Origin of the sequence: Pedobacter sp. CG_S7 (assembly GCF_040544395.1) — a bacterium.
GTDB lineage: Bacteria > Bacteroidota > Bacteroidia > Sphingobacteriales > Sphingobacteriaceae > Pedobacter.
Genome location: NZ_JBEONS010000001.1, coordinates 397,691 through 421,778 on the forward strand (window position 1 = coordinate 397,691; position 24,088 = coordinate 421,778).

General features: G+C 38.1%; 17 protein-coding genes and 1 riboswitch. Of the genes, 10 read left to right on the forward strand and 7 right to left on the reverse strand.

Annotated elements, in window-relative coordinates:
- Window positions 1-3: 3 nt before the first annotated feature.
- Window positions 4-1,986: a TonB-dependent receptor plug domain-containing protein gene (locus AAKU52_RS01800; protein WP_354329578.1), complete on the reverse strand. Its 1,983-nt coding sequence runs from the start codon at window positions 1,984-1,986 to the stop codon at window positions 4-6.
- A gap of 92 nt (window positions 1,987-2,078) precedes the next feature.
- A riboswitch (cobalamin riboswitch) is annotated at window positions 2,079-2,277 on the reverse strand.
- A gap of 242 nt (window positions 2,278-2,519) precedes the next feature.
- On the opposite strand from AAKU52_RS01800, the gene AAKU52_RS01805 reads away from it, so the two are divergent.
- Complete coding sequence (locus AAKU52_RS01805) at window positions 2,520-3,992, forward strand: aminoacyl-histidine dipeptidase (RefSeq protein WP_354329580.1); 1,473 nt, start codon at window positions 2,520-2,522, stop codon at window positions 3,990-3,992.
- 148 nt (window positions 3,993-4,140) lie between these two features.
- Here the strand turns inward: AAKU52_RS01805 and AAKU52_RS01810 are convergent, their stop codons facing one another.
- Window positions 4,141-4,551, reverse strand: coding sequence for a Dabb family protein (locus tag AAKU52_RS01810; protein WP_354329582.1), 411 nt, complete (start codon window positions 4,549-4,551; stop codon window positions 4,141-4,143).
- Window positions 4,552-4,678: 127 nt separating this feature from the next.
- On the opposite strand from AAKU52_RS01810, the gene mnmL reads away from it, so the two are divergent.
- Window positions 4,679-5,626 carry a tRNA modification radical SAM protein MnmL/YtqA gene (gene mnmL / locus AAKU52_RS01815; protein WP_354329584.1) on the forward strand — a complete coding sequence of 316 codons (948 nt, stop codon included), beginning with the start codon at window positions 4,679-4,681 and terminating at the stop codon, window positions 5,624-5,626.
- Here the strand turns inward: mnmL and AAKU52_RS01820 are convergent.
- Window positions 5,621-6,094: an SRPBCC family protein gene (locus AAKU52_RS01820; protein ID WP_354329586.1), complete on the reverse strand. Its 474-nt coding sequence runs from the start codon at window positions 6,092-6,094 to the stop codon at window positions 5,621-5,623. The genes mnmL and AAKU52_RS01820 overlap by 6 nt on opposite strands.
- A gap of 252 nt (window positions 6,095-6,346) precedes the next feature.
- On the opposite strand from AAKU52_RS01820, the gene AAKU52_RS01825 reads away from it, so the two are divergent.
- Complete coding sequence (locus AAKU52_RS01825) at window positions 6,347-7,729, forward strand: ammonium transporter (protein WP_354329588.1); 1,383 nt, start codon at window positions 6,347-6,349, stop codon at window positions 7,727-7,729.
- 37 nt (window positions 7,730-7,766) lie between these two features.
- Window positions 7,767-8,804 (forward strand): outer membrane beta-barrel protein, encoded by a 1,038-nt coding sequence (locus AAKU52_RS01830; protein ID WP_354329589.1) that lies wholly within the window; start codon window positions 7,767-7,769, stop codon window positions 8,802-8,804.
- Window position 8,805: 1 nt separating this feature from the next.
- On the opposite strand, the gene AAKU52_RS01835 is transcribed toward AAKU52_RS01830, so the two are convergent.
- A complete protein-coding gene (locus AAKU52_RS01835; protein ID WP_354329591.1) occupies window positions 8,806-9,279 on the reverse strand; it encodes a ribonuclease H-like YkuK family protein in 474 nt (157 codons plus the stop codon).
- A 173-nt stretch (window positions 9,280-9,452) separates the two neighbouring features.
- Here AAKU52_RS01835 and AAKU52_RS01840 point away from each other — a divergent pair, with 173 nt between their 5' ends.
- On the forward strand, window positions 9,453-11,636 hold the full coding sequence (locus AAKU52_RS01840) for a bifunctional alpha,alpha-trehalose-phosphate synthase (UDP-forming)/trehalose-phosphatase (protein ID WP_354329593.1): 2,184 nt from the start codon (window positions 9,453-9,455) through the stop codon (window positions 11,634-11,636).
- A 102-nt stretch (window positions 11,637-11,738) separates the two neighbouring features.
- Here AAKU52_RS01840 and AAKU52_RS01845 read toward each other — a convergent pair whose 3' ends face one another.
- Window positions 11,739-13,520 carry a glycoside hydrolase family 15 protein gene (locus AAKU52_RS01845; protein ID WP_354329595.1) on the reverse strand — a complete coding sequence of 594 codons (1,782 nt, stop codon included), beginning with the start codon at window positions 13,518-13,520 and terminating at the stop codon, window positions 11,739-11,741.
- Window positions 13,521-13,612: 92 nt separating this feature from the next.
- Here AAKU52_RS01845 and AAKU52_RS01850 point away from each other — a divergent pair, with 92 nt between their 5' ends.
- The 4 genes from AAKU52_RS01850 (at window position 13,613) to AAKU52_RS01865 (ending at window position 18,293) form a co-directional block, all read left to right on the forward strand.
- Window positions 13,613-13,840 carry a hypothetical protein gene (locus AAKU52_RS01850; RefSeq protein ID WP_354329597.1) on the forward strand — a complete coding sequence of 76 codons (228 nt, stop codon included), beginning with the start codon at window positions 13,613-13,615 and terminating at the stop codon, window positions 13,838-13,840.
- Between the two features lie 51 nt (window positions 13,841-13,891).
- Window positions 13,892-15,199, forward strand: a complete 1,308-nt coding sequence (locus AAKU52_RS01855; protein WP_354329599.1) for a DEAD/DEAH box helicase — start codon at window positions 13,892-13,894, stop codon at window positions 15,197-15,199.
- A gap of 3 nt (window positions 15,200-15,202) precedes the next feature.
- Window positions 15,203-15,448 carry a DUF1456 family protein gene (locus AAKU52_RS01860; protein WP_354329601.1) on the forward strand — a complete coding sequence of 82 codons (246 nt, stop codon included), beginning with the start codon at window positions 15,203-15,205 and terminating at the stop codon, window positions 15,446-15,448.
- Between the two features lie 169 nt (window positions 15,449-15,617).
- Entirely contained in the window at window positions 15,618-18,293 is a 2,676-nt protein-coding gene (locus tag AAKU52_RS01865) for an outer membrane beta-barrel protein (RefSeq protein ID WP_354329603.1), read from the forward strand.
- 14 nt (window positions 18,294-18,307) lie between these two features.
- Here the strand turns inward: AAKU52_RS01865 and ettA are convergent, their stop codons facing one another.
- On the reverse strand, window positions 18,308-19,987 hold the full coding sequence (gene ettA, locus AAKU52_RS01870; protein WP_354329605.1) for an energy-dependent translational throttle protein EttA: 1,680 nt from the start codon (window positions 19,985-19,987) through the stop codon (window positions 18,308-18,310).
- Between the two features lie 351 nt (window positions 19,988-20,338).
- Between ettA and AAKU52_RS01875 the strand changes: the two genes are divergently transcribed.
- Window positions 20,339-22,876 (forward strand): ATP-dependent Clp protease ATP-binding subunit, encoded by a 2,538-nt coding sequence (locus tag AAKU52_RS01875; RefSeq protein ID WP_354329607.1) that lies wholly within the window; start codon window positions 20,339-20,341, stop codon window positions 22,874-22,876.
- A 369-nt stretch (window positions 22,877-23,245) separates the two neighbouring features.
- Here the strand turns inward: AAKU52_RS01875 and AAKU52_RS01880 are convergent, their stop codons facing one another.
- The gene (locus AAKU52_RS01880) at window positions 23,246-24,082 is read right to left on the reverse strand and encodes a PA0069 family radical SAM protein (RefSeq protein WP_354329609.1); all 837 of its coding nucleotides are present in this window, start codon (window positions 24,080-24,082) and stop codon (window positions 23,246-23,248) included.
- Window positions 24,083-24,088 lie beyond the last annotated feature (6 nt).

Genomic DNA, 24,088 nt, shown 5'->3' on the forward strand with positions numbered 1-24,088 from the left:
TTATTAAATTGTTATTTGAAAAGTAAACCTGAAAGAGCGGCCCGGCATGGGGAAACTTCTGATAAAGGCATAAGACTGATTGTAGAGGTTATTGATTTCTGCTGATAGGCCAACAGGCAATTGTTTTAATTTTAGCTGATAGTGAATAGATAAGTCACTTACGGAGAATCCGGGAACAAAATATTCGGGCAGGTTTTCAGTTAAATAATACCTGGAGGAAGAAATAATTTGGTTGTAAAAAAGGCCTAAATCACCTCTTTGAAACCCTATATTCAAAGCCAGGTTATGCTTTGGTGTATAAGGTATTTGATTAAGGTAAACAGCTGAGGTGGGGTCTGTAGTGTTTAGTGCTTGTTGGTAAGTGTAATTACCTGTAAAACTAATTTTCATTGCCCTGCTTAAAGGAAGTTGGGTTTTTACGCTCACATCAATGCCGCGGATATCTACCTCACCTAGATTTAGCATGGTCCAGGTAAAAAGGTCTTTATTAGGTATGGCAATAATCTTGTCTTTTACCTTGTTATAGTAAATGTCTGCTGTTAAACTGAGGTAATCAATAACTTTCGTGTACGCTTGACTATAAGTGATTCCTAAATTATACTGTTTAGTATATTCTGGTGTTAAATTTCGTTTACCAATGCGGGTATAATAAAGGTCATTAAACGTAGGGTTGCGGAAAATGTCTTTATAAAAAGCCCGGAGCTGTATACCGGAATCCTCAAAGAGGTCGTAGCTGGCAGAAATAGAGGGCGACCAGATCATTTTTGACGGTGCCGGACTGCCAACTTGCACTTTTTCATTAATAGCGGTATTTAAAATGTTTGCATGGAGCTGCAATTTATTGAATTTAAATTTTGTAGCCAGGACATTTAAATAGGTATACCTTGTAGGATAGGAATAGGTGTAGAAGTTGGTCTTTAATTTGTTAAAGGCCAGGTCGCTAGCCAGAGAAATTTCCCAATTCTTCATCAAGTGATAGGAGAGCGCCGCAGAGCCATAAATTTCAAGTTGTGTAAAACGTTGGTCGAGTTCTCTAATTTCGTTGAGGTAATCGGGGTCAAGGTAACGCAGGTAATTATGTGAAAACTTGGCACTAAGTAATAATTCAAAACCCTTTTTCCAATACTGTTGGTAGTTGCTTTGTAGGGTAAGGTCTCGGTTCCATAAGTGCTGATGGGTATAAGGATTATAATAAACCACTGCTCCTGGCAAACCACGGTCTGAATGCGCATAATTAGCGCGGAGCTGGAAACGATTGCTATCGGTGCCATTCCAGTATAAAGCGGCATCGGTTTGAAATACGTTTAAGTCTGAATTAGTACGGGTGGCTAAAGTATCAGAGCCATCGCCATCAACCTTGTATTTATAGCGGCCATGTGCTTTTTGCCAGGTATTGCTTAAATTTAATGACCAGTTGCTATTTATTTTTTGCTGATAAAGCAAGGATGGATTAAATAAGCCAAATGAACCTGTTTTTAAACCCAATTTAAGCCGGTAGTTTTTTTCTTCTGTAAATTCTGGGGCGAGGCTTTTAATAACCAGCATACTTGCCGATGCGTAAGCCCTTGCAGGCTGTAGTATGAGTTCTGGCTGCCCATTGTAAAGGGTTATGGAAGCAATGTTATCGAGGTTAATTTTGCCAAGATCAATTTGCCCGTTTTGTGTATCGCTGATGGTTATGCCGTCAAATTGCACGCCGGTATGGTTGGCACCAAGGCTTCTAACGGATACGGTTTTTAAACCGCCAATGCCGCCATAATCTTTAATATTAACCCCCGAGAAGTTCCTGATGGCATCGGCAAGGTTATGAGCACCATTGCGTTTAAAATCGCTGGCATTAATTTGTTGGCTGGGTTGAAGGCTTTGTACTTTAGGTGGGGGCGTTGTAAAAACTTTTACCTCTTTGAGCGTATTACTGCTGTCGCTCTGTGCAAAAGCATACACGGAAAACAAAAAGAAAATTGTTGTAAAAAATAGTTTTTCCATACTTGCGCTACTGCACAGCAAACAGTATAAAGCATACTGAAAATGGAAATACCAAAGGCATCTTCATTCCAGCTTCAATCCCCGAAAGCTATGAATTATATTATGCGATGGCAGGTATTCTGACTTACTCCCCTTGGTATGGTCTTCCCATTCAAACAGTTGAACAGTGACGCTAAGTATATACCTTAGTTAATGGAGCTTACAGCTGCGGGACAGTTCTGGAATTACACCAGATTCCCTTTTAATCCATCCTGAATGAACAGGGGAGGAACCAAAAGCAATGCAAAGGTAGGTATATTTCTGCTGTTTATTTTAAAATAAGTTAATGTTTGGCTAAGGAGTGGAAGTTACCAGGGCTCAGCCTGGCAGGGAGCTGATAGGGACCTGCTACCGGATTTCCCGAACGAGGTCCCTATCAGCTCCCTATAAGGTCCGGTTTTGGTCCTGCCATAGGTTAAGCTAAACTGCATTTGTTTTATCTCTTCAATTATGCTTAATTTAAGCGATTGTTAATCACACAAAAAACATCAATTATGACGGCAATTGACATCAGCAATTTAGAACCTCAGCAACTTTGGCGTAATTTTGCCAATTTAAACGCAGTGCCTCGCGCTTCGAAAAAAGAAGAGCGGGTTATTGCCTTTATAAGGGCTTTTGGTGAAGGGTTAGGTTTAGAAAATTTACAGGATGCTGCGGGAAATGTAGTCATTAAAAAACCGGCAAGCCTGGGTATGAAAAACCGTGAAACGGTAGTCTTACAAGCTCACCTGGATATGGTGCATCAAAAAAACGGGGATACGGATTTCGATTTTGATACCCAGGGTATCGACATGATTGTTGATGGCGATTGGGTAAGGGCGCGTGGTACCACTTTAGGTGCTGATAATGGTATTGGCGTGGCTACAATTATGGCGCTTTTGGCCGCCGATGATATTGTGCATCCTGCTTTGGAAGCGATGTTTACCATCGATGAAGAAACGGGTATGACAGGTGCTAAAGAGTTGGATCCGGTTAATTTCTCGGGTTCGATTTTATTGAATTTAGATACCGAAGAGGATGATGAGCTGACTATTGGTTGTGCCGGTGGCATTGATACCAATACCAATTATACTTATGCACAGGTTGCTGTTGATCAAGAGGATATAGCTTTTGAAATTACCTTGAAAGGGCTGCTGGGTGGTCATTCAGGTATGGATATCCACAAAGGTAGGGGCAATGCCAACAAGTTAATGAACCGATTGCTATTTGAAGCCCTTAAAACGTTGCCACTGCAGGTTAGTTTAATAGATGGTGGTAGTTTAAGAAATGCAATACCCCGGGAATCTAAAGCGGTTGTTGTGGTGCCTGCTGCTCAAAAACTCGCTTTTCTAGCTTTTATCGGTGTTTTTGATGCTGTTTTGAAAGAGGAGTACCATACTGTAGAACCTGCTTTAAATATAACCGTTAAGGAATGTCTGCTGCCGGACATGGTTGTAGATCAAGCGGTATTGGTAAAAATTATTAACGTCTTGTATGCCGTGCCCAATGGGGTTTTCCGCATGAGTCCGGATATCAGTAACCTGGTTGAAACTTCTACCAACCTGGCTCGGGTCATCATAAAAAATGGTGAATTTATTACCCAATCCCTGCAACGAAGCAGTGTGGAAAGCACTAAAACTGATGTAGCAAATGCAGTTGGCGCTGCTTTTGAAAATATAGGCTGTTCGGTATCCCAAAGTGGTGATTACCCGGGGTGGAAACCAAATCCTGATTCGGAAATTTTAAGGCTCATGAAAAAGTTATACCAGCAAAAATTTGATAAAGAACCTAAAGTTGAGGCTTGCCACGCAGGACTGGAATGTGGTATCTTAGGATCCCATTTACCTGGTATGGACATGATTTCTTTCGGTCCCACCATCCATGGGGCACATTCTCCAGATGAATGTGTACAGATTTCTTCGGTTCAAAAATTCTGGGGCTATCTTTTGGCTGTGCTGAAAGAAATTCCTTTGGTTAAAGGATCATAAAACGCAGAAAATGCTTCAAATCAATTTCGGCCCTTTTCCATTACTTGAAACACAACTTTTACTGTTAAGGGCCGTTGCCGAAACAGACGTTGCGGAGGTTGTTTATGCGGTTAATGTGGCTGATGAGCCTTGGCGTTTGAAAACGCTATTAGGCTTCAGCAACATCATAAACTACAACCTTTGTCCATAGGAGGCTGCAATTTTTTATAAATTCCAGGTGTAAAGGGTGGTTTTGGTAAACGGCTTGTCCTGCAAGGTCGTCGAAAAAGATTAATTCGGAAACACTCCAGCTTTGGTCTATTACATCACGTTTTTCTGTGTCTGCAACTATACCTACATGCAATCCTTTTATGGTATTTATTTTTGAAAGGGCTTTTATGCCTGCAATGAGCTGATCACGGTCTTCCTTTGAATCTGGGTTTTTAAGCCAAAAGAACACATGATGTACAATAGGGTGTTTTTTTTCTATAGTCATAAGTGGTGATGCTGCTACCGCTGCAGCACTTGTAACAAGTATTGCGGCAGTTCCAATAAATTTCCTTCTGTTTGGATGGTCCATAGTGGGTTAGTTTGTTTTTTAAAAATAGACATTTTTTTTTGATTCCGGTTAATTAAGTTTTGCCGGAGGAAGCGTTGTGTTAAGGGGCTGGTTTTTTTTATGTATTTTTGCATCAAAATATTAGCATTTGGGAACTCTATTAGATTTAGGCATAAAGGGGTACAATAATTACGGTACGCATTTGAAAAAAAAATATGCGGGACAGCGTGTATTTAAAGTGATTGTAGATGGCGGTTTTACCTGTCCGAATCGTGATGGAAGTAAAGGATATGGAGGCTGCACCTATTGTAATGTAGATTCTTTTACTCCTGAACTTTCCAGAAAATTACCTACAGTGCGCGAGCAGCTGGAACAGGGAATGGTGCGTGGGAAAAGTTTTTATAAAGCAGATAAATTTATTGTTTATTTCCAGCCCAATACCAATACCTATGCCCCTGTGCATTATTTGAAAATGATGTATGACGAAGCCTTGTCCATTAATCCTGAAGATGTTGTTGGCTTTTCAGTTGGTACGCGTCCTGATTGCATTGATGCCGAAAAAGTGGCTTTGCTGGAAAGTTATGCCGATCGCTTTGATGTTGATTTAGAGATGGGAATGGAATCTATCTATGATGAAACACTTGATCAAATTAACCGTGGCTGTAGTCATGGTGAGTTTGTAGCGGCTGTAAAACTTCTCGAAAATTCAAAACTTGACCTCTGTGTGCATACCATTTTTGGCTTCCCTTGGGAAACTGAAGAAATGATGTTGGGTTATATCCATGAAATTAACCGTTTTCCGCAAATTAAATTTGTGAAATTCCACCACCTGCATGTTGTAGAGGGTTCTATTATGGGGGCTAAATTCAAAAAAGAGCCTTTTAAATTATTTACATTGGAAGAATACACCGATTTGTTGTGTAAATTGATTCCTTTATTGCGTCCTGATATTGTTATTCAGCGTTTGTTTGGTATTTCTGATTGGGATTTGCTTATCGCACCTAATTGGGGCATGAATAAATCTGCTATTCAGACCTATATTGATAAGGAAATTGAGCGCAGGGGTGTTATTCAAGGTTCTTTGTATTCATTATAATTGCATTTCCCCAAATATTTCTATTACTTTTTGATTTCTGAACGAAAAAACCTCTTGTAGCTTATTGGCAACAAAGAGTTGGTTTGCCATTTGTCCTAATATACCGAAAGGTAGACCGTATGTCAGTATGTCATTCATTTCTACGCCACCGGGTATCGCTTTAAAGTGGTGCTGGTGGTGCCAAAACTGATAAGGGCCAAAACGCTGCTCGTCAATAAAATACTCTCCTTCTTTTACTTGGGTAATTTCTGTCATCCAATTTAACTTTATGCCTGTTAAGGGCGATACTTTATAAGTTATAATCATCCCTGGGTACATCTTTTCCGCTGTTTTTAAGTCTGACGTTACCGTAAATGCCATTTCTGGAGGAGTAATTTTCGCCAAATTTAGTGGCGTAGAGAAAAAATCCCATGCTTCTTTTAAAGAAATAGGTAACTGCTGATTGAAATTTAAGTGATAGGCTTTCATGCCTTAAAGATATGAATTAGAAATTTATCCGTAATAATTATTAATTTCTAATTTATATTAAAATTATGCTTCTATATTATGTTTTTTTAACCTGTTTTATTGATTTTATGGTGTTATTTTAGTGTTTTTTGTATTTGTTTTAGGTGAATTGTAAATTTTTTGTTATAAATATGTGATTTTATTGATTTTTTATTGCTATTTTTAGAAAATCAATCAAATAATAGAATATAAACCTTTAAAATCAAATCAAATATGAAGTCGATACCCTTAAAACAGTATGCGCCATTCGCAATTTTGTTAATTGTGGCAATTGTAGCGCTCTTTGTTCCACTTTCGCCTAATTATGATATAGGAGAGTATAGTCCTGCTGACATTGCTTGGGTTCTTACAGCAACAGCATTGGTCTTTTTAATGACTCCCGGCCTCGCTTTTTTCTATGGAGGTATGGTGCATCGCAAAAATGTTTTATCTACCATGATTAAAAGTGTTGTAGCTGCGGGTATAATTACGGTGTTGTGGGTAACTGTTGGCTTTAGTTTAGCTTTTGGTGATAGTATTAACGGAATTATTGGAAATCCTTTAACTTTTGCCTTTTTCCAAAATGTTAATTCTGGAGCGTCATGGGCTGGTGCTCCCACTATTCCTTTAACTTTATTTGCTTTATTTCAATTAATGTTTGCCATTATTACACCGGGTTTGGTGGTTGGTGCCGTTGCTGAAAGGATACGTTTTACTTCTTATATCTTGTTTATAGTATTGTTTGCTATTTTTATCTACTCTCCTTTAGCACACTGGACATGGCATCCTGATGGCTTCTTATTCAAAATGGGAGTGCTTGATTTTGCCGGAGGAACGGTGGTACACATTTCTGCTGGTATGGCTGCTTTAGCTGGTGCTTTAGTGTTAAAGCGTAGAAAAGTTCACCAGGATCACCAAGAAATACCTCCTGCAAATATTCCTTATGTACTTATTGGCACTGGCTTACTTTGGTTTGGCTGGTTTGGTTTCAATGCTGGTTCTGCTCTTGGTGCTAACAGTTTGGCGGTTTCTGCTTTTGCAACTACAAATATTGCTGCTGGTGCTGCTGGACTTGCCTGGATGTTTTTTGATGTATTACGCGGCAAAAAGCCTTCAGTTTTAGGCTTTTGTATCGGTGCTGTAGTAGGTTTGGTTGCCATTACACCTGGTGCCGGATTTGTATCTATCCCTTCCAGTATATTTATTGGTGCCATTGCCGCTGTAATTTCTAACCTTGCCGTTGTGTGGAAATCGAAAACCAGTCTTGATGATACATTAGATGTTTTTCCTTGTCATGGTGTTGGTGGTATTGTTGGTATGTTATTGACAGGTGTTTTCGCTACAAAAACTGTCAATGCTGCGGGTGTTGATGGCCTGTTTTATGGAAATCCGGAATTCTTTTTCACACAGTTAAAAGGTGTAGTCATTGTGGTCTTATTCAGTTTCGTAATGGCCTTCCTGGTTTTTAAAGTTATCAATCTTATTCAACCTATCCGTGTAACTTCTGAAGAAGAAGAAGCTGGTTTGGATGCTAGTCAGCATAATGAAAAATATTCTCAGGGAACTTTAGTGGTCTCGACTACAGGCTTAGAGTACGACCGTGAAACTTCTCTATAAACATTTTTAAAACCTTTTCAACCTAAACCGCTTTACTATGAAATTAAAAGCTTTTCTCTCGCTTTCCGCATTTACCTTTACAACCATGTCTTATGCACAAAAAACTGAAAAAACTCCTTTAGAGATTTCAGGATCAGTTGATACCTATTATAAGTATGATTTCCAGAAACAACCTAATATAGGAACCAGCTTTGCTAGTGATCAGAATTCAATTTCATTGGGCATGATTGATATTGCATTGAAAAAAACAACGGGTAAAGCCTCTTTTGTTGGGGAATTATCTTTTGGACCAAGGGGGCAATACCAAAGTTTGCTGAATGGTGATGGCTCAACAGCAAATGAAAGTAACTCTTTTAACCTGCAAAACCTTGCAATTGCTTATGCATTTACAGAAAAATTCAGCATGACCGCTGGTTTTATGGGTACGTTTGTAGGTTATGAGGTGATATCGCCTGTTGGCAATTACAATTACTCTACTTCTTATTTATTTTCTGCCGGCCCTTTCCAAAATGCAGGTATAAAAGGTACTTATGCTTTTTCGCCGAAGGTGAGCTTAATGGTTGGCTTGTTTGATGACTGGAACGTGTATAAAGACCTCAATGGTGTTTCCCATTTTGGCGCGCAGTTAGGCCTTAATCCTGTGGAAGGCTGGTCGGCCTATTTAAACGTGTTAACGGGCAGAAATGATGGTGCTGCAGGTGATGGTTCATTGTTTGATCTGACAACATCTTACCAGGTTACTGAAAAGGTGAAACTTGGTTTGAATGCTGCAGATTACAGTATTTCCAACGATAATGGTGGGTATAGTGGTGCTGCGGTCTACTTGCAAAATGCTTTCACTGCCAACATTTCCTTAGGCTTAAGAGGAGAGTATTTCAACATTAAAGATGCAGGTGCCATTGAAGGTGAAAGTTTTAAATCCATAACCTTATCAGGAAATTTGAAAGCCGGTGGCTTGACTTTTATTCCTGAAGTAAGGTTTGACAACCGGGACAAGGAATTGTACTCGAAATCAAATTTATCTCCAACAGCTAATGCTTCCCAGTTTTCTTTAGCCGCCGTATATGCATTCTAATTTAGTGAACCATTTTATCGGCACAAGTGGAGCTTGCAAAGGCTTCAGGTTTGGCTTTAAAAATAAATCCCATACTTAAAATATAACCCATAGCCTCGTTCAGCGCCTTGTTTGATTTAAACATAGGATTGGTATTGATGTCTGCATGCACCTCAAGATCAACATTGTATAAATCAAGCAAGTCGCAGATCGAGTATGCGGTCTCAATTGATTTTTGTACTTCCAGCAACATTCTTTCTTTTATTGTCATCCGCATACTGGTTTTTTCCTGGTGGATGTACATAAACCCTCCATGGTGCTCCCTTAATAAAACAATGACGGTTGCAACATTTGTAATTGGGCCTTTTACTTGTGAATCTGTTCCAATGCAAACTTTAAGATGGTAGCCTTTTTCTGTTTCTTGAATAATAGCTCTTTCTATTTCTACGATAAGAGGCGAGTGGATAATTTCACCACTAAATTTTTTCCAGGTCATACTTATTTTGTGTTTTTAAGTTAGGGGAACGTTATTTAGTATCTTTAAATTTACCTGTAAAATTCGGAAATTATTGGATTTTTTTTATTTTATTTGTTTATAGTCAGTTTGTTACGATTCTTCGTCAAGAAAGAAAAAAACAAAACTGGCTTTATAGAGTTGTTTACGTGAATATGATGATCAATAAAACCATAATAGTATCAAACCGATTACCTGTAAAAATTACCGAAATTGATGGAAAGTACGTTCTTAGTGCGAGCGAAGGTGGCCTGGCCACTGGATTAGGGTCTGTTTATAAAACAGGAAATAATATTTGGATTGGTTGGCCTGGAATTGATGTGCCTGAGGATAGACAGGATGAAGTGAAACAACAATTGGCTCCCTTGAATTTAATTCCTGTTTTTTTAACTCAAGAGGAGATCAATCTTTATTATGAAGGTTTTTCAAATGAAGTTCTATGGCCTGTATTTCATTATTTGGTAACTTATGCACATTTTGAACAAGATTATTGGGATTTTTATAAACTCGTAAATGCTAAGTTTAGGGATGTTGTTGAGGCGCACCTGATAGTAGGGGATACCGTTTGGGTACATGATTACCAATTATTACTATTGCCAGGAATGATAAGGGAAGTGCAGCCCGATGTTATCATCGGTTTTTTTCAGCATATTCCTTTCCCTTCTTTCGAGATTTTTAGACTTATTCCCTGGCGTGAAGAAATTATTAATGGTATGGTTGGGGCCGACCTTATCGGTTTCCATACTTTTGATGATGTTAGACATTTCCTAAGTGCAGCTACCAGGCTCTCTACAGCAAAGTCATCCAATAATATTATTACCTGGCATGAGCGCCAAATTGTAGTGGAGTCTTTTCCTATGGGAATTGATGATGAAAAATTTGTACAGCTCAGTAGTCGCCCTCAAGTTAAAGCCCATGTGCAATCTTTTAAGAATAAAAGAAACAACGAACTTATAGTTCTTTCTATAGACAGGTTAGATTATAGTAAGGGTATTTTACAACGCCTGCAAGCTTATGAATTGTTGTTGCAGATACATCCTGAATATATCGGGAAACTTGCATTGTACATGGTTGTTGTTCCTTCTAGAGATACTGTACCTCAATATAAAGAACTTCGGGATAATATAGATCAGATGGTGGGCAATATTAACGCTATCTACAGAACAATGGACTGGCTGCCGATCCATTATTTCTATAGGTCTTTTTCTGTTGAACTGCTGTCTGCGCTATATTGTGCTGCTGATATATGTTTGGTTACGCCTATGCGCGATGGCATGAATTTAGTGAGTAAAGAGTATGTAGCTTCCAGAACAGAAAATACAGGCGTTTTGATTTTAAGTGAAATGGCCGGTGCTTCTAAAGAATTAAATGATGCCATACTGGTAAACCCTAACAATGTGGGCGACGTGATGCGGGCAATTGTTACCGCTATAGAAATGCCACTGGAAGAACAAATGGCAAGAATGAGTAGTATGCGTAGGGTGGTGAAAAAATATAATATCCACCTCTGGGTAAAGAACTTCATGGCTAAACTGACTGAAGTTAAAGAAATGCAACAATCACTTTTAACAAAACATGCTTCTGTTAAAGTGAGAGAACAAATAGGGCTTGCTTATTTGAGCAGTAAGGATCGCTATATTTTCCTTGATTATGATGGTACATTGGTTGGTTTTAACAGTGATATTAATAAAGCTTCGCCCGACCCTGAATTATATAATTTGATTAACAGGTTAACTGATGATTCTAAAAACAATGTGATTTTAATTAGTGGTAGAAATCATGAAACGCTTGAACAGTGGTTTGGCCATTTAAAAGTAGGGATGATTGCTGAACATGGCGCATGGCAAAAATATTTAAATGAGGATTGGAAAAGCCTGCCTTTACTTACCGATAAGTGGAAAGATGAAGTTAGAGATGTTTTAGAAAGTTATACTAACCGAACTCCAGGTTCTTTTATTGAGGAAAAAAGTTATTCTTTGGTTTGGCACTACCGTAAAGTAGAGGAAGGACTTGGTGAGCAAAGGGTAACCGAAATTATTAACCATTTAGAGTTGATTATTGCAGACAAAGGCTTGCAATTGATGCCTGGAAATAAAGTGCTGGAAATAAAAAATATTGAAGTGAATAAAGGTAAAGCTGCTCAAAATTGGCTTCACAATAGGGATAATGATTTTATTCTTTCCATGGGCGATGACCATACGGATGAGGATATATTTAAGGCCTTGCCGGAATCTGCTTATACAATAAAGGTAGGTAGTAATATCTCTGCAGCAAAATACTATCTAAGAAGTACGAAAGAAGTAAGGCTATTGCTGCAAGAGCTCGTTCAGCTTAAATAATTTTACACTCACAAACCTTTATATTTTTTCTGTTTTAAGGAGTAAAACCGGGGTATATCATTTTATTGATGAAATAGCCCGGTTTTTATCATAATAGATTTCTTACATAAATACTGGTCTGTCTAACTTAATGGCAATTCGATGTGCGGCATTCATTAAGCCTACATGGCTATAGGCCTGCGGGAAATTACCCCATTGACTGCCATCTTTTTCGTCGATGTCTTCACTAAATAAATTGAGGTGATTTCCAAATTCTATTAATGATTCAAATTCGCGGATGGCATCGTCTATTCTTCCAACGCAAGCCAATGCTTCCACATACCAAAATGCGCAAATTAGAAAGGTGGTTTTGGGCTTGCCAAAATCGTCATTGTGCTTATAGCGGTAAAAAAGTCCATTTTCTGCTTTTAATTCGTTTTCTAAAGCAATTAAATGATCTTTTGCCCTTTGTGAATCAGGATCAAGATAATTCATTAAAATGAGTTGTAGCGTACTGGCATCGAGATGTGAACTGCCCACCGCATGATTGTATACTTTTCGAATAGGATTATAACAAGCTTCAATATGCCCAGCTGCTTTGTCGATCAGCACTTGTGCCCGTTTCTGATAAGCCAAATCTCCAATTGTTTTAGCCATCTTTAAAGCAGCATTAGCACCTGCCCATTGGAAAAGGTTGGTATAACAATGCATATTGGCAATGTTTCTAAACTCCCATATTCCGGCATCCTCTTCATCTATGGTCATTTCTATTTTTATTAACAAATAATCCAACCATTTCAATGAATCCTGCCTTTCACCAGAAATAAAACGTCTGTCGTTATATAAAGGGAGCATGGAAATCAATACCTGACCATAAATGTCATTCTGGATATGTTCATAAGCTTGGTTTCCTATCCTAACAGGTTGTTCGCCCATATAGCCTTTTATATTCTCCAGGATACGTTCTGTTAAAACCCTTTCTCCGTTAATGCCAAATAAAGGCTGATAACGGGTGTCGTTACGGAAAGAAATGTCAGTAATGTAATTGAAATAATGTTCCATTTCTTCGAAATGCCCGATATGGTTTAATGCGGTAATCACGTAATAGGTATCCCTCATCCAACAATAGCGGTAATCCCAATTACGGGTGCTTCCTGGAGATTCAGGCAAACTGGTGGTGCTGGCGGCAATTATAGCCCCGGTATCTTCGTATTGATGGATTTTTAAGACCAATGCTGAACGAATGACTAGAGCTTGGTAAAAGCCTGCAATAGCAGAGTGCTTAATCCACGTACGCCAATATTGTTTGGTATTATTCAGAAAAAGATCCGCTGTTTGTTCAATTGCGGCTTCCAGTCTGTAACCGAAAGTTAATATTAAATATTTAGGCTCATTGAGGGCGAAATAACGCTCATCTTCCAAATAGCTTAAAGAAATATTGGTGGTCAGTTGCATGTTTTCTTCACAACTTTGAAATAAAAGATGGTTGCTGCCTCTGCTGCTAGTAAATTTGCTTTCACCATAGTTATATACGGGTTTACATTTTACCTGAATTCTCGGATTGCCTTTCAGGACTTCAACCTTACGAATAAGCATTAAAGGCTTGTAATATCGATCATATTGACTAAAACGGGGCGCAAAATCTGTAATTCTGTAAGTGCCTTCAGGATTGGTAATTTCTGTACATAGAATATTAGTGTTTTCCAGGTAATATTGTTTTGAGCTGTATTCGCCATCTGGGCGAATAGAAAATTCACCCCCTTTTTCATTGTCTAACAAACCACCGAATACAAATGAACTGTCGAATCGTGGCCAGCAAAGCCAGTCTACATTAGTGTTTTTATTGATATGAGCAAGAAAAGCGCAATTGCCGATAATGCCTGTTTGGTAGGTGTGTCTCTCCATTGAAAAATTTAATGATATATTTAAAAGAACAATTTTTATCTGTTTTTGTTGTTAAAGATAGTAGTTAATAAAATTCACTAACAAAAAAAGCTATGAAAGCAGAATTATTAAATGAATTTTACTTGCTGCAGCAAAGTAGGTCTAATGAAACCATCATGAGCAAATATTCACATACAGCAATGAATATTGCTCGTGATAGCTTTATTACTAATCCTCATGTTGCTTCCTGGGTTAGTCGGCGAGGTTTGATGTTAATGAACCTGGAAAGTATAATGAACCGTCAGGTAAGAAAATTCAAGAAAAAATATTTTAGATTTTAGTCGTCCTAATTTCTCAAATTGAACTTAGCTTAATATCCTTATCTTTGCACGATGACTGTAGAAAAGATATTAAGTAATTTAAAAATAGCTTCTTTAAACGAGATGCAGGTGGCTACTGTTACCGCAGCCAAAAAAGGAAGCGATGTGTTATTACTGGCCCCAACAGGCTCAGGAAAAACACTTGCGTTTTTATTACCCATCTTTCAGCGTCTTGATGTTAGTGCAAAAGGCGTTCAGGCGCTGGTAATGGTTCCTTCACGAGAATTGGCGCTGCAAATTGAGCAAGTGTTTAAACAAATGTCGACCGGTTTTAAAGTCAATTGCTGTTATGGTGGCCATGCCGTTAAAACTGAGCGAAATAACTTTGAAGAACCACCAGCAGTATTAATTGGTACACCTGGCAGGATAGCATACCATTTGAGACACGAGAACTTTGATGAGTCTGCCATACAAACTTTAGTACTAGACGAATTCGATAAAGCACTGGAGTTTGGTTTCCAGGAAGACATGGCCTTCATTATCTCTAAACTTTTGTCTTTAAAACAACGCTTCTTAACTTCAGCAACTGCAATGGAAGAAATCCCTGCATTTACTGGAGTGAAAAATGTAATAGAAATAAACTTTCTTAAAGACTTTAAGTCTGTGCCAAATCTTAAATTAAAAAAGGTGCAAACACAGGCAGAAGATAAACTGAGTACCCTTTTCGATCTGATTTGTAAGATTGGCGATAAAACAACCCTGATTTTCTGTAACCATCGCGAAACCGTAGACCGTATTAGCGATCTGCTTATCGATAAAGACCTCGCTCATGATATTTTTCATGGTGGTATGGAACAAGATGAACGCGAACGCGCACTCCTTAAATTTAGAAATAGCAGTATTAAAATTTTAATAACTACGGATCTTGCTTCCCGTGGTTTAGATATTCCGGAAATAGAATGCATTATCCATTACCAATTGCCTTATACTGCTGATGCTTTTGTACATCGTAACGGAAGAACAGCTCGTATGAACGCTAAAGGAACGGCCTACTTGCTATTAACGGACGAGGAAAAATATCCTTTCCTAAGAGACGATATGGAAGTTGAAAAACTGGACGGAAAATATACTTTGCCGAAAGACAGTCAATGGCAAACTTTGTATATTGCTGCCGGTAAAAAAGATAAAGTTAATAAAATTGATGTTGTAGGATTGCTTCTTAAAAAAGGTGGATTGCAAAAAGAAGATGTCGGTTTGATTGAAATAAAAGATCAAAGCTCTTATGTTGCTGTTAAACGTAAAATGGTTGGCCGAGTGCTTTCTGCATTAGCCAACGAAAAAATTAAAAATAAAAAAGTAAAAATAGAGGTAGCACTTTAAATTATGAGCAACAACGATATTTTCAAGAAATTGCGCGTGGCGCTACAATTGAATAATGAAGACATTATTAAAATAATGGAACTGGTTAACTTTAAAATAACCAAAAGTGAACTTGGTGCTTTCTTCCGCAGTGATGACCATCCTAATTTTAAGCCTTGTGGTGACCAGATTTTAAGGAATTTTTTAAACGGATTGGTTATTTATAAAAGAGGACCAAAACTTGAACTTACTGCAGATAAGCCTGAATAAGTTGTAGTAGCCTTCATTGGTTCATCGTTATGCTTGCCGGTAAGAATAAAATAATAGTTATTTTACTCATAAGAATTTTTATTATGTTCGCATAAGACATATATTAGCGTTAGCAGTTTGGGCTTGCTAAAACTATTGTAAATTAAATTCATAAACTGGGCGGCTGCTGATGAATAGGTTTTTAAAATCTTACGTAAATCAAGAAAGATTCAAAGTCCAACTCCTTGTCGTAACGCTAAATTTGGTGTTTGTATTTTCGGCGTCTTCTCAATCTTATAATAGGTTGAATGGAACGCTCAAAGATTCTCTTAATAAACCTATTCCTGAAGCCATTATTCAAATTATCGCTGGTTCAGATACCCTAAGCGATTATTCAGATTACCGTGGTAAATTCAATTTTTCAGGTATAGTAGTGCCTCAAGTATTTTTAACCATTAAAGCAATGGGTTATTTAACCTATCGCCGGAAAATAAACTTCTCAAATTCACAAAGAAGTATATCTCTGCAAGCCTTGCTTGAAGCTGATGCCAATACACTCGAAGAGGTGGTTATTAAGGCAAATGTTAACCCCATCCGTTTAGCCAAAGATACCATTGAGTATAATGCTGCGGCTTTTTTAGTCCGGGAAACCGATAGGGTGGAAGATTTATTGAAGCAACTACCAGGTATCATTATCGACAGTGAAGGGAAAGTTCTGTCTATGGGCAGGATATTGACTAAGCTGAGGATTAATGGTGAAGACTTTTTTACTAATAATGTGAAAGAATTTATTTCACAATTACCTGCTGACATGATAGCCAAGGTACAGGTGATTAATGATTATGGTGATGAAGCCAATTTTACAGGCGTAAAAACCGGAGAATCACAAAAAATGCTAAACCTGGTTACCAAACCGGGTCGCAATAAAGGTAACTTTGGAAATACTTCTATCAATGGGGGCTCTAACCAACGTTATGGTCTTCAGACTAACGCAAATGTTTGGCGCGAAAAAAAGCAGATCGGTATTAAAGGCAATGTAATCAGTACAAACAATGCCGCTGGCTTAAACCGAAATATTAGTACAGGTATCAATTATCGTGATAAATTAAGTCAGGAAATTACAGGAAGTGTGGCTTATTCTTTTGATAATGTTAAAAACGAAAATACCCAGTTGGATTTTATTGAAACTTTAAATTCCCTTGGTACCATTTATACAATTGATAGCAGCGAGCGTACTGGAAAAAGCAACAAGCACAACTTAAACTGGAACCTGCAATCAATCGGTCAAAAAAGTTATTTTCAAGCAGGCGTAATTGGTTCCTTTCTCCATACCAATGATTTATATAATGGAAGTGCTACGCAAACAGGAGTCATTCGTCAAGATCAACTTAATAGCAGCAGCAGTAAAGCCTATGTGCCAGACTTTAATTTAAATGCAGCCTGGGCATACCGTTTTAAAAAAGTGGGTAGGAATCTTTCTGTAGGTATAATAGCGAAAAACGGAATCAGCGATGTAAATGAGGAACTCAGGAGTAATATCAGTTATTATGAAACCAATAACCCCAGAATTGCTAAGGACTCTTTATTGAACCGACTTGTTGACACCAGGAATAAATCCAGGAACATAGAAACCAGCTTTAGATTTAGTGAGCCGGTAGGAAACAGGAAGGATTCTTTGGTAAGTAAGAATATGGATATTTATTATAATTTCCAGTTTGAGAAAAATGACAATAACTTATTGACCAGGGTTAACAACAATAGGTTCAACAAGCGTGTGGTCGATTCATTAAGTACAATTTATACCTCAAAGTTTATCTCGCACCTCATTGGTTTAAGTTACCGCTATGGTTCTGAGCACCTGAGTTACAGTCTTGGCATTACTGCTCAGCCTAACTTGCTTATTGTTGAAAATGAAAAACCAAAAAGCAGTGTTAACCATGCAGGTTTTAACGTTACTCCAGTTGTAAATTTAAGTATGGTTTTATCGCACACTACCAGTATTAATTTTACGTACAACGGAAGTAGCATGGCACCAAACTTATCTCAATTGCAGCCCGTGCCCAATACGCGTAACCTGCAGAACATTGTGGTAGGTAACCCAAACTTAAAGTCTACTTTTAACCATAACTCGAGTTTTAACTTTCAAAATAACAACCCAAAAAATGGCAGATCTTTGATGTTGGGCATTAATTCTAATTTGATTCAAGACCAGGTAGTAAGCAATATAATTTTAAAACAGGATACGTTGAATAGTTTGAAACAGGAAACACGTTTTGAAAATGCTAATGGCGCTTATAGTATTGATGCTTTATATTCCTGGTCGAGGCCTTTTGAGGAAAATAAATATAACCTTGAGTTTCGTGGAAATATGGGTTTTGCTAATTATGTTTCTTTAACTGATGGTATCCTCAACAACAACCAAGGTTTTAATTTCATGCAATCGGTAATGATGCGGATGAATCAAAAAGGTTTCACCTTAAGTACGGATGCTAACTATACTTACAACAGTAATCGGTATTCCCTTGCGTTAACCAATTTAAGGGATGTCCAGACTTATGAATTTAATTTGAATACCAAGTCCTACATTAACCCAACATTTTCGATTGGGCTTGATGCTTCCAAACGCATCTATAAGGGGTATTCCATCAACATAAGAAATCCATTCTTAATTAACCTCAGTTTGCAGAAATCTTTCCTAAAGAAAGAGCAGGCAATTATTAAGTTACAAGCTTATGATCTGTTGAATCAAGGTAATTACCTGATGAGGAGCTTTGCAAATAACTCTATTATTGATAGCAGGAATAATCAGATTACCAGGTATTTACAGTTAAGTTTCACCATTAACCTCCAGCAATTTGGTGGTTAATGGTGAAAAAAAACTTATACTAGTTTTCTGTATTTTAAACGGTGGGGTGTAATATCTCCCAAGCGTTTTTTTCTATTCTCTTCGTAGTCGCTGTAGTTTCCTTCAAAGAAGTAAACTTGTGAATCGCCTTCAAAAGCTAAAATATGGGTGCAAATGCGGTCAAGAAACCAACGATCGTGACTGATGACTACTGCACAGCCACCAAAGTTTTCAAGTGCTTCTTCTAACGCTCTTAATGTATTTACATCAATATCATTGGTTGGCTCATCTAGTAAAAGTACATTAGCCCCTTTTTTGAGCGTAATAGCCAGGTGAACCCGGTTTCTTTCTCCTCCAGATAAAATGCCAACTTTCTTTTGCTGATCGCCACCATTAAAATTAAATTTTGATACATAAGCACGGCCACTTACGGCTTTATTACCCAATTGAATATTTTCTAGACCATCAGTGATGTTTTCATAAACAGTTTTATTAGGGTCAAGGTCATTGTGCATCTGGTCTACATAACCCAGCTTTACAGTTTCACCGACACGGAAATCTCCTGAGTCAGGAGTTTCTTGCTGTGTAATTAACCTGAACAAAGTTGTTTTACCCGCTCCATTTGGCCCAATAATTCCAACAATACCTGCCGGAGGTAAAGAGAAGTTTAGGTTTTCAAATAGAATTTTATCGCCATATGCTTTAGTCACATTATTAGCTTCGATAACCACATTTCCTAATCTTGGACCTGCCGGGATAAACAATTCTAGTTTATCTTCGCGTTCCTTGGAATCTTCAGAAGCGAGTTTGTCATAATTTGACAAACGCGCTTTTGATTTGGCATGCCTGGCTTTTGGTGCCATGCGCACCCATTCCAATTCTCTTTCTAATGTTTTCTGACGTTTACTTTCCGTTTTCTCTTCCTGAGCTAAACGCTTTGCTTTTTGCTCCAGCCAGGAAGAATAATTTCCTTTCCAAGGTATACCTTCACCTCTGTCCAGCTCAAGAATCCAGCCCGCCACATTGTCAAGGAAATACCTGTCGTGTGTTACTGCAATGACTGTACCCTTGTAGTTTTTCAAAAATTGCTCCAGCCAGTCTATACTTTCTGCATCAAGGTGATTTGTAGGCTCATCTAGCAGTAATACATCAGGCTCCTGCAATAACAAGCGGCACATGGCAACCCTGCGACGTTCTCCACCAGAGAGCACCCCAATTTTTGTGTCTGGCTCAGGGCAGCGCAATGCATCCATTGCTCTTTCTAATTTATTGTCTAGCTCCCATGCGTTTACAGCATCAATTTTATCCTGCAATTCTCCTTGTTTGTTCATCAGTTTCTCCATTTCATCTGGATTCTCATAAACTTCAGGCAAGCCGAACTTTTCATTAATTTCTTCGTATTCTTTGAGGATAGCCGTAATCTCTGCTACACCTTCTTCCACTACCTCTCTAACAGTTTTATTCTCATCCAATTCAGGTTCCTGTGCCAGGTAGCCTACCGTGTATCCCGGAGAAAAAACTACTTCACCCTGGAAAGATTTATCAAGACCGGCAATGATTTTTAATAGAGATGATTTTCCGGATCCATTCAACCCAATTACTCCAATCTTAGCGCCATAGAAAAAGGAAAGATATATGTTTTTTAGTACTTGTTTCTGTGGAGGGTAAATCTTATTTACTCCTGCCATAGAAAATATTATTTTTTCATCTGCCATATGTTTATTATTAGCCTTTTAAAAGTTGTTATTAGTTTAATAAGGGATGATCTTTGTGCATTGCACTAGAAATGGCTACAAAGATAAAAATTTAATCACTGTGCGTAAAGTTTAATTAATTAGTATGGTAACAAGGTCAGCTCTTTAGTGCTTATTTTTTTTATGACATAATTACCTCTATAAAATCAACTAACACCATTTTAGTCAGAACTTAGTAAGTTTTATGAAATATCGGCAGTCCTATGAACTTTTTTGGGTCATATGGCGTAATTGTTGATTAAAAATTATATCTGGTATGCCTTATTCAAAACATTTTTATAGTTTAGGGTATTCTGGTTAAGAAAGGTAAATATGGAAGCTAAATTTTCACCACAAGTAAAAGACGTGATTTCGTTTAGCAGGGAAGAAGCCCTGAGATTAGGACACGACTACATAGGCGCAGAACATCTTTTATTAGGCTTGATTCGCGAAGGCGATGGTATGGCCATTAAGATATTAAAATCATTAGGGGTTGATACCACTAAATTGCGGCGTTCTATCGAAGATGCGGTGCGCGGAACCTCTAGCGTTACGGTTAACCTGGGTAATATCCCATTAACTAAACAAGCAGAGAAAGTATTGAAAATCACTTATTTGGAAGCTAAAATATTCAAGAGTGACCTTATTGGTACAGAGCACTTGTTATTGTCTATTTTAAGGGACGATGATAATATCGCTTCTCAAATATTATTGCAATACAGCATCAATTATGAAATTTTTAAACAAGAGGTTGAAGTAAATAAAAACGGTTATAGAGATGATCCGCAGAGCAGTGCTTCTACGGGTGATGATGATTACCGTGAAGAAGAAAGCTTCAGCAGCCCTAAAAAAGTTTCAGATATTAAATCCAAGACCCCTGTTTTAGATAACTTCGGAAGAGATTTAACCAAAGCCGCAGAAGAAGGTCGTTTAGATCCAATCGTTGGCCGAGAGAAAGAAATCGAACGTGTTTCTCAGATCCTGTCCCGTCGTAAAAAGAACAATCCAATTCTAATTGGTGAGCCTGGAGTTGGTAAATCCGCCATTGCCGAGGGTCTTGCTTTGAGAATTGTACAGCGTAAAGTTTCAAGGGTTTTATTCAACAAACGCGTTGTTACTTTAGACCTGGCTTCATTGGTTGCCGGAACTAAATACCGTGGTCAGTTTGAAGAACGCATGAAAGCCGTGATGAACGAGCTGGAAAAATCAACTGATGTTATTTTGTTTATTGATGAGATACATACTATCGTTGGTGCAGGCGGGGCTTCTGGTTCACTGGATGCCTCTAATATGTTCAAACCTGCTTTAGCCAGGGGAGAAATTCAATGTATTGGTGCCACAACTTTAGATGAATACCGTCAGTATATTGAAAAAGACGGGGCATTAGATCGTCGTTTCCAAAAGGTAATGATCGAACCTGCAACACCTGATGAAACCATAGAGATTTTAAACCGTATTAAAGAGAAATATGAAGATCACCATGGGGTAACTTATACTGATGAAGCTATTAATGCTTGTGTTGCTTTAACCTCCCGCTATATTACAGATAGGTTCTTGCCTGATAAAGCCATCGATGCTTTAGACGAAGCGGGTTCAAGAGTGCATTTAACAAATATCCATGTTCCTGAAAACATCATTGACATCGAAACCAAAATAGAAAATATTAAAGTTGAGAAAAATAAGGTCGTTAAAAGTCAGAAATATGAAGAAGCAGCTAAATTAAGAGATACCGAAAAGAATCTTTTAGAAGAGTTGGATCGTGCCAAAGCAGAATGGGAAGCTGAAACTAAAACCAAGCGTTACACTGTAACTGAAGATAACGTGGCTGAAGTTGTTTCTATGATGACTGGAATCCCATTGCAAAGGGTTGGTCAAACCGATAGCCAAAAGCTATTGAATATGTATGAAAGCATTGCAACCAAAATTATTGGTCAGGATGAAGCCATCAAGAAGTTAAGTCGCGCCATTCAACGTACACGTGCTGGATTGAAAGATCCTAAAAAACCAATCGGTTCTTTTATTTTCCTGGGCCCTACGGGTGTTGGTAAAACTGAACTCGCTAAAGAGCTTGCCCGTTTTATGTTCGATAGCGATGATGCTTTGATTCAAATCGATATGAGTGAGTACATGGAGAAATTCGCAGTTTCACGTTTAGTAGGTGCCCCTCCAGGATACGTAGGCTATGAAGAAGGTGGCCAGCTTACCGAAAAAGTTCGCCGTAAACCTTATGCCGTAATCTTATTAGATGAGATTGAAAAAGCTCACCCTGATGTCTTTAACATCTTGTTGCAAGTATTGGATGAAGGTCAGCTGACTGATAGTCTGGGAAGAAAAGTGGATTTTAGAAATACAATCATTATTATGACTTCTAATATTGGCGCACGCCAGTTAAAAGATTTCGGACAAGGAGTTGGTTTCTCTACATTGGCTAAAACGAATCAAGTTGATGCCCATTCCAGAGGTGTTATTGAAAATGCATTGAAACGTGCTTTTGCTCCTGAGTTTTTAAACAGGGTTGATGACGTAGTCATATTTAATACTTTAGGTAAAGATGAGATATTCAAAATCATTGATATTGAATTGAAATCTTTATTCGATAGGGTTAAGGCATTAGGTTATGAAGTTAAACTAACCGAAAGAGCTAAAGATTTTATTGCTGATAAAGGATTTGACATCAATTTTGGTGCAAGGCCCTTGAAACGTGCCATCCAAAAATACCTGGAAGATCCAATTGCAGAAGAAATCCTGAAAGGGGAGATACAGCAGGGTGCCGTTTTGGAAATAGATTACAATAAAGAAGCTGATAAAATTGAGGTAGTTAACAAAAACCCAAGTAAAAAGAAAAAAGAAGAAGGTGCAAGTCCTGAATAAGGTTTGTAGTTCTCTATATTAAATTCTAAAAAGAGGTTGTTCATTTACAAAAGTGAGCACCCTCTTTTTTTGTGTCCTATTTTTTTGAAGTGCATTGATTTTTTAAGCTTCAAGGTGTTAAGGGGAAATTTTTTAAAACATATTCAATTGCGTGCCTGGAACATGGAATAGGCTTGAATCTAAATTAACAGGTTTAACATTTAGCTTGTTTAACCTGCAATGCAATTTGAAAGAATCGCTGATTATTTGAGCAATATTGCCCTCGCCCCGCATCCGCTGTCCAAACCTGCTGTCACTAACACTGCCACCATGGCAGCTCTGAATCATGTGCCATACCTTGTCAAATCGGTCTGGGTAATTTTTTCTTAGTCAGTCTTCAAAAATAGGACCTATGGCGCCATTCAGCCTCACCACGGTATAACCCGCATTTTGCGCCCCACAATCAGCAATGGTTTTCAAAATTTTTGGTACTTCATGATCGCTTAATCCTGGAATGAGTGGCGCCACCATTACCCCCATAGGGATTCCTGCTTTACTGAGCGTTTCTACAATATGCAATCTTTGTTTCGCCGTTGTAGTTCTAGGTTCCATTTTAGCACGCAGCTCTTCATTTAAACTGTTGATGGAAACATAAACCATGCAGAGGTTTTGTTTGGCCATCTCTTGTAAAATATCCTGATCGCGCAACACCAAGGCATTCTTAGTAATAATGCCAATAGGTTGTTTATAAGCCAAAGCAATTTCCAGCAGCTGACGGGTGATTTTAAATTGCCTTTCTGCGGGCTGGTAACAATCTGTATTTCCCGATAGCGAAATGATACTCGCATCCCAGTTTTTCTTTTCCAGGAATTTCTTAAACAAAGCCGGCGCATCTTTCTTGACAATGATTTTACGTTCAAAATCTAATCCTGCACTAAACCCCCAATACTCATGTACATTCCTGGCGTAACAATAAGTACAGCCATGCTCACAACCCTGATAGGGATTAAGAGAGTAGGCCATCCCCACATCCGGACTATCTAGTTTATTAACAATCGTTTTTGACTGGGCATAGATGAAAGTAGTTTTCTTGTTTTCTACCTCCCAATCGTCAATACCTTCCACATGCTCTTGCACATAATCGTTTTTTTGAAAATGATTATGTGGATTTAATTGTGCGCCACGCCCTTTCATGTAGTTGTCGCGGTTTTCTTCCTCACTTATCATGCTATA

Bases quoted from the DNA above. Each gene is read 5' to 3' on its own strand.
- AAKU52_RS01855 (WP_354329599.1), top strand. From the start codon at position 13,892: ATGACTGTAGAAAAGATATTAAGTAATTTAAAAATAGCTTCTTTAAAC.
- AAKU52_RS01860 (WP_354329601.1), top strand. From the start codon at position 15,203: ATGAGCAACAACGATATTTTCAAGAAATTGCGCGTGGCGCTACAATTG.
- AAKU52_RS01825 (WP_354329588.1), top strand. From the start codon at position 6,347: ATGAAGTCGATACCCTTAAAACAGTATGCGCCATTCGCAATTTTGTTA.
- AAKU52_RS01845 (WP_354329595.1), bottom strand. From the start codon at position 13,520: ATGGAGAGACACACCTACCAAACAGGCATTATCGGCAATTGCGCTTTT.
- AAKU52_RS01850 (WP_354329597.1), top strand. From the start codon at position 13,613: ATGAAAGCAGAATTATTAAATGAATTTTACTTGCTGCAGCAAAGTAGG.
- AAKU52_RS01880 (WP_354329609.1), bottom strand. From the start codon at position 24,082: ATGATAAGTGAGGAAGAAAACCGCGACAACTACATGAAAGGGCGTGGC.
- AAKU52_RS01820 (WP_354329586.1), bottom strand. From the start codon at position 6,094: ATGAAAGCCTATCACTTAAATTTCAATCAGCAGTTACCTATTTCTTTA.
- AAKU52_RS01800 (WP_354329578.1), bottom strand. From the start codon at position 1,986: ATGGAAAAACTATTTTTTACAACAATTTTCTTTTTGTTTTCCGTGTAT.
- AAKU52_RS01805 (WP_354329580.1), top strand. From the start codon at position 2,520: ATGACGGCAATTGACATCAGCAATTTAGAACCTCAGCAACTTTGGCGT.
- AAKU52_RS01875 (WP_354329607.1), top strand. From the start codon at position 20,339: ATGGAAGCTAAATTTTCACCACAAGTAAAAGACGTGATTTCGTTTAGC.
- AAKU52_RS01810 (WP_354329582.1), bottom strand. From the start codon at position 4,551: ATGGACCATCCAAACAGAAGGAAATTTATTGGAACTGCCGCAATACTT.
- ettA (WP_354329605.1), bottom strand. From the start codon at position 19,987: ATGGCAGATGAAAAAATAATATTTTCTATGGCAGGAGTAAATAAGATT.
- AAKU52_RS01840 (WP_354329593.1), top strand. From the start codon at position 9,453: ATGATGATCAATAAAACCATAATAGTATCAAACCGATTACCTGTAAAA.
- AAKU52_RS01865 (WP_354329603.1), top strand. From the start codon at position 15,618: ATGAATAGGTTTTTAAAATCTTACGTAAATCAAGAAAGATTCAAAGTC.
- AAKU52_RS01835 (WP_354329591.1), bottom strand. From the start codon at position 9,279: ATGACCTGGAAAAAATTTAGTGGTGAAATTATCCACTCGCCTCTTATC.
- AAKU52_RS01830 (WP_354329589.1), top strand. From the start codon at position 7,767: ATGAAATTAAAAGCTTTTCTCTCGCTTTCCGCATTTACCTTTACAACC.